The organism is Wolbachia endosymbiont of Cardiocondyla obscurior (genome assembly GCF_902713635.1).
GTDB classification, from domain to species: Bacteria; Pseudomonadota; Alphaproteobacteria; order Rickettsiales; family Anaplasmataceae; genus Wolbachia; species Wolbachia pipientis.
The window spans coordinates 1-9,402 of sequence record NZ_CACTIU010000054.1 but is presented as its reverse complement, the minus strand read 5'-3'; the positions used below and the strand labels follow the sequence as shown (position 1 = coordinate 9,402).

Here is a 9,402-nt window from a genome sequence, read left to right as displayed (position 1 = left end):
AGAATAAAAAAACGCCATACTTGAAAGTATAATGTAAGTAATTAGCCAACCACGGGGCTTCTTTTGCCTTTTTTTTCGTTTGGTAAATTTTTTAACATTTATAGCTAAACGACAACCGTCATCCCGCTACTTGTTAGCGGGATCTAGAGATACCGCGAATGAATCGCGGTATGACGGTTCGTGGCGGTATGACGGTTCGCGGTGGCATGACGATAAGCTCGTCATCCCGCTACTTGTGAGCGGCTGAGATACCGTGGCGGTATGACGGTTAGCGGTGGCATGACGTAGAATTTTATACTCACCCACTCAGTATTCCAACCTGGATTGTATCTTATCGGTAAAAAAGAAGAGCTATTTTAGGAAGTTTTTATAGGACTAAAACCAAAGAAAACTTGCATATAAGTTTATCAAGATGTAAAATTAAAGTTATTTTAAAAGAATAGGTTAATTATGAATCTTGTAACAAAATCTGCTATCGATTTTACTGCTTCATCTGTTCTCTCCAGCGGAGAAATTGTTGATGATTTTTGTCTGAGTAAACACATAAAAAATAAGTATGCTGTCCTTTTTTTCTATCCACTTGATTTTACTTTTGTTTGCCCAACTGAACTGATATCGCTCAATAATAGAATAAATGAGTTTGCAAAGCGTGGTGTTGAAGTGATAGGAATAAGTGTAGATTCAAAATTTTCACATTATAAATGGCGAAACACTCCAGTTAATGATGGTGGTATTGGAGAGATTAGCTACACTTTAGTGTCTGATATCAAAAAGTCTATATCAAGAGACTATGGGGTCTTATATGATGACTCAATTGCGCTGAGAGCAACTTTCGTTATTGATGATAAATTTATTGTACGTCATCAATCGATAAATGATTTGCCTTTAGGGCGTAATATCGATGAATTCGTTAGAATCGTTGATGCAATTAAACATAATGAAGAGCATGGTGAGGTGTGTCCAGCAGGGTGGAAAAAAGGTAAGCCAGCAATGCAGGCAAGCGATGAAGGAGTAGCTGATTATCTAAACTCATACAGTGAAGAATTATAAATTTAGTACAAAAGTTCTTATTATTGGATCTGGGGCAGCGGGTTATGCTGCTGCTATATATGCAGCACGTGCAAACTTAGAGCCAATTGTAGTAACGGGAATGCAGCCTGGTGGTCAGCTTACAATTACTACAGATGTTGAAAACTATCCTGGTTTTGTTTCAATACAGGGTCCAGAACTAATGGAGCAAATGAGGTTGCATGCAGAAAAGGTTGGAGCAAAAATAATAGATGATGAGATAAAAAGCGTTGAACAACTTGAGGACTTTAATGAGTATAGATTTAGATCTTCTGGTAATATCAATGACTACTATTCAGATGCAATTATCATTGCATCTGGTGCGCAAGCGAAGTGGCTTGGTTTAGAAAGTGAAAAGAAATTTCAGGGTTATGGGGTTTCAGCTTGTGCGACTTGCGATGGTGCATTTTTTAGGAATAAAGTTGTAGCTGTGATTGGTGGTGGAAACACTGCTGTTGAAGAAGCAATATTTTTAACTCGATTTGCCAAAGAAGTGATATTAATACACAGGCGTGATAAATTAAGAGCGGAAAAAGTAATGCAAGATAGGCTCTTTAAAAATGATAAAATAAAAGTAATGTGGAACCATACCGTAGAGCAGATTCTTGGAGAAGAAAATCCAAAAAGGGTTGCTGGTATTGCGATTAAATCAGCAGAAACCCAAGAATTAAAAGTGGATGGAGTGTTCATTGCAATCGGGCATGCACCAAATGCGGGTATTTTTAAAGGCTTTGTTGAAATGGATGAGCAGGGTTACATCATTACAAAACCTGGAACAACTTTAACTAGTAGGGCAGGAGTGTTTGCTGCAGGTGATGTTCAAGATAAGGTATATCGTCAAGCAGTAGTTGCAGCAGGAACAGGATGCATGGCTGCGCTTGATGCAGAAAAGTTTTTGGAGTCGTAGTTAATTCTAGGATTTTAGATAAATTGCTTGCAATTTTCCTTTTCTTTTACATAATTATATTAGTAAATCATTAATAAAGAGGGTTTAGTATGCCTTATAGAAACGGTGTAGCATATTATAGAGCTTATGGAGGTGGTGATAACACGGCATCGCAAGCTCGAAATCCGACAACTTCAAGACAGCTAAGTGAATCAAAAAAACAGCTATTTAAGGCTATTGATGATGGAAATCTAGAAGATTTTAAAGAAGCTCTGGCAGAGGGTGCGGATGTTAATGCGTTTGATAAAGAAGGCATGACACCTTTGATGTCCATAGTTACTAATTTGTCTGCAGGCTCTGAAACAGAAAAAGAATATCAGAATATGATTAGGTTGCTCCTACTGCACCGGAGCATAGATGTTAATATTTCTGAACAAAATAATAACAATACAGTTTTGCATCTAGCAATGTGCTTTCAACAAAAGAAAACTTTACAACTCTTACTAAGTCATCCAAACATAAACACTTATCTAACCAATAAAAACCATCAAAATCCTGAGGAATGTGCTAGACAAAATCGTGCTGGGCATTTGATAATAGAAATACAAAAAGCACAGAAAGGAAAAGAATTATTAGCTGCTCTTTCTAGCGGAAATATTTGCCAAGCGAAAACACTATTGAATCAAGAGCTTCATCCTAATTGCTGGAGAAGAACCCAAGATGGAAGAATAAAAACACCACTTAGCTTAATTATTCGATTATGTTTACGAACGATAACAGAAGATGAAAAAGAAGTATTGACAAAACTTTTAAAACATAAAGACCTAGATTTTAGTTACGAGCAGTATGCACAATTAAAGCAAACAATTGAACAAGCTATTCAGAGCCGATTAACTGATACTATTAATAGAAAAGATTTAGATGATGTGAAAAAATTAGTAGAAGATAATTGTTTTATAAATCGTGCAGTTGTTACTGCTGCATTGGGGGGTGTTGATAATCCAGTTAACTCTATTAAAGATTATTTAAATGAAAAATTTCCTGCAAATACGAATAATATACCAGAAGATTTTGAGAAGTTTTTACAAGGGCTTGAAAGAACAAAAGCTCAACTTGTAGAGAAAGAGCAAGAGCTAACGAATAAAACTAGCAAAATTTCATAATTAGAAAAAGATTTAAGGCAGGAAAAATCGGCTCAAAAAATAAAAATCAATGATCTAAATAGTGAAGTAACTCGACTTAATAGAATTGTGTATGGAAGAGCAAGTGACACTGTTGAAATTTCACAATTAAAAAGAGATTTGAAACAAGTAAGGGAAGAAAGAGATAGGCTTTCATCAGAAAATAGACTGCTCCGTACTAAAAGTCTGAGTAATAAAAACGAAAAACCCTCGCAAGCAATTTCTTCTGATAGAGAACAAAGCAACTACGCTTCTGCTTCTTTTGTGTTGTCTGGAGCGTTTGCTGTTGGTGCATGTTTAACAATACCTAATTTGGAAATATGTATTCCACTTGCTGTAACTGCATTTGCCTTTTTTACAATTGGATGCTACTTTTCATACAAAGCAAACACAATACTTAGTGATGTTGAAAGCACTCAGCTTGGTGGTTTAGAACGAAGTTAAAGTTTTGATTTCTTCTCCAGGCCCTGCTGAAAATTTTTGTACATGTTAAAAACATCTTGATAATTGAGGTGAGTGTAAATTTGAGTAGTTTCCAGGCTTGAGTGACCAAGCAGTTGTTGTATTGATCTTATGTCAATATCTTCCTGAAGCAAATGAGTAGCAAAACTATGGCGAAATGCATGTGGAGATAAAATTTCTGGTAAATTTAACATTCTCCTTATTTTTTGCAAACGATTGGCCACATAAGTTCTTCCCAATTTTTTTCCTCTTACTCCCACAAAAAGATGTTGTGCTTCATCAAGGTAAGGACAGGCTTTTACATATTCTTGTATACACTTTTTTACTACCGGAAGAATGAATACCTGCCTTTGTTTATCTCCCTTACCTGTTACTATTAAACTTTCATTGTTAATATCACTAACCCTAAGGTTCAACGCTTCACTGATTCTTAAGCCTGTACTATATAGCAGGACGATAATCGCAATTTCTCTTTTTACCACCCAAGATTCGCCCAGATCGGATAGTTTCATTTCTTTCAATAAAGTTTTTATATCAGGTATTGATAATGCTTTGGGCAAAGTTCTTCTCTGAATTGGCCTTGATAAGGAAAATACAGCTTCATTGTCTATATTGTGGTTATTTTTTATGTACTTGAAGAAATTTCTGATTACTGAGAGTGCTCGAGTGTTGGATCTTGCGTTTACACCTCTTGCGTAACGAGAGGTAAGCCAACTTCTTAACTCAGGTACGCTCAATTTTTCCAAAGTGCCGACATTTACTTCTCCACCAATGTGAGTATTTAGGAAACTTATAAGATCCTTCAAGTCCCTCATGTATGACTCTAAAGTGTTTGGTGAATAAGATCTGTTGCACCTCAGCCACTCATACCATTTTTCAATGATTGAACCGAGGTCCACAATTATTTTTTAAAGAAAGCATCGATGCACGCATCTCGAAAGGCTTCATTTATATCAGGATGAGAGTGACAAATTCTGTATATATCCTCTGCTGCTGCGCCATATGCCATTGCAACCGCTGCTTCGTTGATTAGCGTGTCAGCGTATGCTCCTATGATATGCACACCTAGTATTGTATCTGCTCTGCTACAAGTCAGCACTTTCACGAATCCTTCAGCATCATCAGTGATTTTTGCTCTGCCGTTTGCAGCAAATTGACATTTACCAACTTTGTACTTACGGCCAGCATTTTTGAGTTCCTCTTCGGTTTTACCAATCGAAGAAACCGCAGGGTGAGTGTAAATGACAGATGGTATGATTCCATAATCAACGTGAGGTACTTGCCCAACGATTATCTCTGCAACTGCTACCCCTTCTTCCTCTGCTTTATGAGCAAGCATTGCTCCACCGATCACATCACCAATAGCAAATATTCCTTTCACATTAGTTTCATATCTGTTGTTAACTTGAACGAAACCGCGATTATCTTTTTCTATTTTTTCATCAATACCAAGATTCTCAGTGCATGGTTTGCGTCCTGCTGCCACCAATACCTTATCCGCCTCTATAGTGTTTGTTTGATTATCTTTTACAGAGCAAACTTTCACACTCAAAGAATTACTACTTTGTTTTATCTCCTCAACTTTAGTGCTAAGTAAAAATTTTATTCCTTGTTTTTGTAGACTAGAAAGTAGAGACTTACTTAATTCTCCATCCATTGCTGCAGCGATTCTATCAAAAAATTCTACTACAGTGACTTCAGACCCTAGCCTCCTCCATACAGAAGACATTTCAAGCCCTATTGCCCCAGCTCCGATTACGACAAGTTTTTTTGGTACTTCAGTTAAAGATAGTGCACCGGTGGAAGAAATAATGTCTTTCTCATCGATATTAATTCCTGGCAAAGAAATAACGTCAGAACCGGTTGCAATTACTATATTTTTTGTCTTCAGCACCTTACCTTCAACTGAAACTTCAAGATTACCTTGGTCAAAAGAAGCAAGCCCATTGATTTTAGTGATTTTGTGAAGGTTAAACAGATATTCTATACCTTTTCCAAGTTCCTGAACTCTGGCGTCCTTATAGCCTAGCATTTCTTTTAAATCGAAACTTGCGTCCTTAATTTTTATGCCAAGCTTCGACAGATCATTTTTCGTGTGAGCATACTGATAGGAAGAATGGAGCAATGCTTTGGAGGGTATGCACCCAACCCGCAGGCACGTACCACCAAAAATGCTATTTTTATCTATGCAGGCAACTTTCAATCCAAGTTTTGCAGCAGCGATAGCACACTTATAGCCTCCTGGGCCACCACCTATAACAATTAAATCATAATCAGTCATAAAAAACAAACCTATTTTCTAAAGAATAAACACCTTTTCCCTCAGTTGTTACATATATCTTATTGCGAGTAAACACTGGAGTGTGAAACACATTACCAGGTACTTTGACTACCTTTCCTGCACTTTCAGATCCCGGAAAAGCAAACATTGAACCTTTATTGCTTGTCACCCACAGTGTATGGGCATGCATAATTGGAGCAAACAATTGCGTATTTTCTATTAAATCAGATGCCCAGACTGTTTCTCCATTTTTTATATCCAGGCCAATTATTTTATCGTCTTTAGTAACTATAAAAATTCTGCCGCCTTCTTTTTGTTTCTCTGCAGGAATAAGAGGACTATAATATGACTCAATGTCTGATACACTTTTTACTTGCAGTGACTTTGACCATAAAATATTTCCTGATTTTACGTCAATACCATAAATATAAGAATTATTTGTAGCTATTAAAGTATCGCCAAGCACTCTCGGTGTAGTAGTTACATCTGTGAGCTGTGTATCCAAAAGGTTTGTAGCCAATTTTTGGCTCCACAATTTTTTACCATCTTCATTAAAAGCTATTAACTCACCATTTGAAAATGGTGCTATTATTTTATCGTTAGAAATTGTTGGCGATATGGAATACAAACCTCGAACCTCATTGATACCGTTTTGATAAGCCCAAGCGGAGCTGCCATCTTTTATATCAAACACGTACAGATAATTATCAATAGTCAATACTACCAATTTATTATTTATTACTGCTGCTTTTCCTCTTACTGGAGCTCTCAATTCTTTTTCCCACTCAATCTTGCCAGTTTTTGCGCCTATTGCGTGTAAAGTGTTATCCACTATAAAGAAAACATTTTTTTCATAATGTGATAGGCTCATGTTACCAATTTTTTTCCTATGTGAGAGGTGTAATTTCCAATTCATAGCCTTTGAGTTATCAATATCAAAGGAATATAAAGCGCCGTGCTTGTCTGATAAAATAACGCTATTTTCTATAAGCACTGGAGCTACATATCCTTGAGATAGTTTTTTATCCACTAGACTTATTCTCTCGCTTGCCATTGTGTAACTGCTACACAATAACATTATCATGACAATTATTACTTTCATTATTTATTGAAAACAAGATTCATTAATATACATCTTAAGAACCTTAATTACAACGGAAATGTTCTTGCTGCATGTTAAAAACGTTGATTTATGAACGAAATATTATATTATTATGTGAGATAATGTATATTCTTAGAGGTAGTACACCTCATCTACTATGCAGCAACGTGCATAGCTGTATGAACATTGAGATATAAAATAATTTATACCAAGAAGAAAGATGTCATCCAAATAGCCTCTTTTCCTGTCATCCCAGTGCTTGACACTGGGATAGCTTTGTTGCATAGCAACTGAAAAAATCTGGTGGCTACTGACAAAATTCATTATAAATAGCTATTTAACTGTTGAAGAAAAAATATGCCACAAAAAATGAGAGTTAGTAACTGCCATGAATATAACAAATTTCTAGAAAAAAGAGGAAATATTTTTCGTTACATCGATAAAGCTATCGAAAATTGGTATGAAAATAGTCCAAAAATGCAGGGCGGCAACTATATTTATAGTGATAAAGTTGTGATTTTAGTGCATATAATCGTTAATCTTTTTAGAATTGGCTTAAGACAAACAGTCGGGTTTATAAAAGGATATTTGCAACAAATAGGAAGAGATTTGGCAGTTATCAGCTATTCGCAAGCTTCAAAAAAAACTTAATATTAAGATCAATGATTGCAGAATTGATAAAAATAATATGGAAGATATCGAAATTGCCATAGATAGCACAAGCATCAGCATTTATAACAACACACAGCAAGGAAAATAGCGCTGATAGAAAATATCGTGGCTATGAACAGACAAGAAAATTGCATGTAATGTTGAATATAAACAGCAAAAAAGCCATAGCTGCAAAATACAGTAACGGTCTGATCACTATGGAGCTTGCGATTTACTTAAAGGAGTTAATTTTCAGCATGCCATAAAAGCACTATATGCAGACAGAGCATATGACAGACATAAACTCTATAAATTGTGTGATGAATGCGGCATAAAGACAAAAATTCCTCCAAAAAAACAATGCAGCAGAGCATCCAAAGTATGGCAGAGAGAAATGCTGCAATTAGACTAATAAAGTCATACAGCGAAGATGGAATGAAGAGGTGGAAAAGGCAAACAAAATACGGAAAAAGATCTTATGTAGAAAGTTTTTTCTCGCGACTGAAACAAACATTCGGGTTTAATTTTCGGAACAAATCTGAAATTAATCGTGGGAAGGAACTGCTACTCAAGTGTTATTTGCTTAATCAATTTACTGACATTGGTATGGCTAAATTTGAAATGGCTACATGAATTTATCGTAAATTACCACCGCATAGTTGTAACATTGTACCATATTACAATGTTCGTACAGTTGTGTGCGCGACCGGGGGTTTTATACTATTCTAGAAGTAACATACGGAAAAGGGGGGATTCGAACCCCCGACATATTTTCATATGTGCACGCTTTCCAAGCGTGTGCTTTAGACCACTCAGCCACCTTTCCATGCTTATTCATAATATTGAAAATTGTACTGCTAAACAATATAAAAACCTGGTATATAGGGTTCACCACGAAAATTCACAGTATTGTTAAACTTGCTTCTGCAAGTTGGAAATGTTTTATCGCAACCTGCGAGTATTGAATATTTATCTCCAGCAAAAATTTGGTATGGAGGCGAAGTAAACAACGTAACTACTTTATTTTTATATTCTTTTACTACACCTTCAAACGCTATTGAGCCAAAGAATTTTACTACTCCGTGCTTATAATATTCATCACTCTCAGTTAAATTCGTGTCTTCAAATCTTCTTTCGTCTATTACTTTAGTGATTGTACTTATTTTACTAAATTTTTTAGTATCGGCTTTACATTTATCATCGCAAAATTGTGCTCTGCATGCAGGAGAGTATAATTCTGCTATGCTTCTCTCAAGCTTTGCTGAAAGCCCTCTAATTTCAACAATAAATCTTCCACTACTTAATGTCACTTTACCAAAAATTCCTGAATGTAGATTCATTGTTCCCTGGGTCAAGTCTTTATAATTCACAAGAAATATTTCAATATTTGCAAAGTCGTACTTTCCTGATAAAACATCTTCTTCTTTAATATCAGCACTATTTAATATCCCTTCAATTTCTAGATTATCAGTTTTTAAATCGCTGTTTAATATTATACTACTGGCTGTAAATCCACTTGAAGATTTATAGAGTATATTATCAATATTTAAATCTTCATCATAGTCAGTGAATCCCATTACTTCTCCACCTGCGAGCTTTAATTTCCAGCACGTAGCAGTGGTAAGTAATTCTCCAGCTAAATGATTTTTTAGTGTGGTTTGCATAGGGGCCTCCTGCTTAATTGATTAAATTTGAAAGTATAGTATTTTCTAAAATGAATGATAAATTTCCATTATGGTATTACCAACCAAAAGTTGTAAGTCTGTATATT

The 9,402-nt window shown here is 35.6% G+C and carries 9 protein-coding genes, 1 tRNA gene and 1 pseudogene; 6 read left to right on the top strand and 5 right to left on the bottom strand.

The window, feature by feature from the left end; translation table 11 throughout:
* The first annotated feature begins 79 nt into the window (after window positions 1–79).
* From WOCAOBSORBRA_RS04590 to WOCAOBSORBRA_RS06340, 5 genes are all read left to right on the top strand, one after another.
* Complete coding sequence (locus WOCAOBSORBRA_RS04590) at window positions 80–247, top strand: hypothetical protein (protein ID WP_174516030.1); 168 nt, start codon at window positions 80–82, stop codon at window positions 245–247.
* A gap of 203 nt (window positions 248–450) precedes the next feature.
* Window positions 451–1,050 (top strand): peroxiredoxin, encoded by a 600-nt coding sequence (locus WOCAOBSORBRA_RS04585; RefSeq protein ID WP_174516029.1) that lies wholly within the window; start codon window positions 451–453, stop codon window positions 1,048–1,050.
* Window positions 1,037–1,975: a thioredoxin-disulfide reductase gene (gene trxB, locus WOCAOBSORBRA_RS04580; protein ID WP_174516028.1), complete on the top strand. Its 939-nt coding sequence runs from the start codon at window positions 1,037–1,039 to the stop codon at window positions 1,973–1,975. The genes WOCAOBSORBRA_RS04585 and trxB overlap by 14 nt, the downstream gene beginning before the upstream one ends.
* Window positions 1,976–2,064: 89 nt before the next feature.
* Complete coding sequence (locus tag WOCAOBSORBRA_RS04575; protein ID WP_246165631.1) at window positions 2,065–3,117, top strand: ankyrin repeat domain-containing protein; 1,053 nt, start codon at window positions 2,065–2,067, stop codon at window positions 3,115–3,117.
* Between the two features lie 87 nt (window positions 3,118–3,204).
* Window positions 3,205–3,579, top strand: a complete 375-nt coding sequence (locus WOCAOBSORBRA_RS06340) for a TomO hydrophobic C-terminal domain-containing protein (protein ID WP_246165630.1) — start codon at window positions 3,205–3,207, stop codon at window positions 3,577–3,579.
* Here WOCAOBSORBRA_RS06340 and WOCAOBSORBRA_RS04570 read toward each other — a convergent pair.
* From WOCAOBSORBRA_RS04570 to WOCAOBSORBRA_RS04560, 3 genes are read right to left on the bottom strand one after another with little or no spacing between them, the layout of a single operon-like run.
* Window positions 3,576–4,496, bottom strand: a complete 921-nt coding sequence (locus WOCAOBSORBRA_RS04570) for a tyrosine recombinase XerC (RefSeq protein ID WP_174516027.1) — start codon at window positions 4,494–4,496, stop codon at window positions 3,576–3,578. The two genes, WOCAOBSORBRA_RS06340 and WOCAOBSORBRA_RS04570, sit on opposite strands and share 4 nt — an antisense overlap.
* Window positions 4,497–4,498: 2 nt before the next feature.
* Window positions 4,499–5,878, bottom strand: coding sequence for a dihydrolipoyl dehydrogenase (gene lpdA, locus WOCAOBSORBRA_RS04565; RefSeq protein WP_174516026.1), 1,380 nt, complete (start codon window positions 5,876–5,878; stop codon window positions 4,499–4,501).
* Window positions 5,871–6,980 carry an outer membrane protein assembly factor BamB family protein gene (locus WOCAOBSORBRA_RS04560; RefSeq protein WP_155969055.1) on the bottom strand — a complete coding sequence of 370 codons (1,110 nt, stop codon included), beginning with the start codon at window positions 6,978–6,980 and terminating at the stop codon, window positions 5,871–5,873. The genes lpdA and WOCAOBSORBRA_RS04560 overlap by 8 nt, the downstream gene beginning before the upstream one ends.
* 357 nt (window positions 6,981–7,337) lie before the next feature.
* Here WOCAOBSORBRA_RS04560 and WOCAOBSORBRA_RS06660 point away from each other — a divergent pair.
* Window positions 7,338–8,264 (top strand): annotated as a pseudogene (locus WOCAOBSORBRA_RS06660) (IS5 family transposase).
* Between the two features lie 106 nt (window positions 8,265–8,370).
* Here the strand turns inward: WOCAOBSORBRA_RS06660 and WOCAOBSORBRA_RS04545 are convergent.
* Together WOCAOBSORBRA_RS04545 and WOCAOBSORBRA_RS04540 are read right to left on the bottom strand one after the other, a co-directional pair.
* A tRNA-Ser gene (locus WOCAOBSORBRA_RS04545) sits at window positions 8,371–8,457 on the bottom strand.
* A 31-nt stretch (window positions 8,458–8,488) separates the two neighbouring features.
* Window positions 8,489–9,295 (bottom strand): DUF2163 domain-containing protein, encoded by an 807-nt coding sequence (locus tag WOCAOBSORBRA_RS04540; protein WP_010962809.1) that lies wholly within the window; start codon window positions 9,293–9,295, stop codon window positions 8,489–8,491.
* Window positions 9,296–9,402: the final 107 nt, after the last annotated feature.

Bases quoted from the DNA above. Each gene is read 5' to 3' on its own strand.
- WOCAOBSORBRA_RS04585 (WP_174516029.1), top strand. From the start codon at position 451: ATGAATCTTGTAACAAAATCTGCTATCGATTTTACTGCTTCATCTGTT.
- WOCAOBSORBRA_RS04575 (WP_246165631.1), top strand. From the start codon at position 2,065: ATGCCTTATAGAAACGGTGTAGCATATTATAGAGCTTATGGAGGTGGT.
- lpdA (WP_174516026.1), bottom strand. From the start codon at position 5,878: ATGACTGATTATGATTTAATTGTTATAGGTGGTGGCCCAGGAGGCTAT.
- WOCAOBSORBRA_RS04560 (WP_155969055.1), bottom strand. From the start codon at position 6,980: ATGAAAGTAATAATTGTCATGATAATGTTATTGTGTAGCAGTTACACA.
- WOCAOBSORBRA_RS04540 (WP_010962809.1), bottom strand. From the start codon at position 9,295: ATGCAAACCACACTAAAAAATCATTTAGCTGGAGAATTACTTACCACT.